Genomic DNA, 386 nt, shown 5'->3' on the forward strand with positions numbered 1-386 from the left:
CGGCGATGCCGAGGTCGACGTAGTGGTACTGCACGATCTCCTGCGAGGTCTCGTCCCAGTGCGAGTTCAGCCCCGGCGTGCGTCCCAACGCCAGGCAGACGGCCTTGGCCACGACGGCGAGAGGTCCGATGCGGTGCTCGACCAACGCCCGATCGTCGCGGAACGAGGCCAGGAGATCCATGGTCGCCGTCACGTCCACCGTGTGGAAGATCGTGACGTGCGGCGCGGTGAACGCGCTCTCCACCATCGCCGCGGCGGTGTGCTTGCGCACGCCCCGGATCGGGATCCGTGTCTCGCGTGACGATGCCTGCAGCGTCGAGGCATCACGGGGCACACCGGCGGCGGGCGACGCGGCATCCGATACGGCGCCCCGGTCGCCCACGCGC

At 70.5% G+C, this 386-nt stretch carries 1 protein-coding gene; it reads right to left on the reverse strand.

All coding sequences use genetic code 11. From position 1 onward, the window contains the following. The coding region (locus J7E68_RS19505) for a 2-oxo acid dehydrogenase subunit E2 (RefSeq protein WP_251048546.1) at window positions 1-386 on the reverse strand (386 nt) is incomplete at both ends.

Source organism: Microbacterium sp. ISL-103, from assembly GCF_018613995.1.
Taxonomy (GTDB): Bacteria; Actinomycetota; Actinomycetes; order Actinomycetales; family Microbacteriaceae; genus Microbacterium.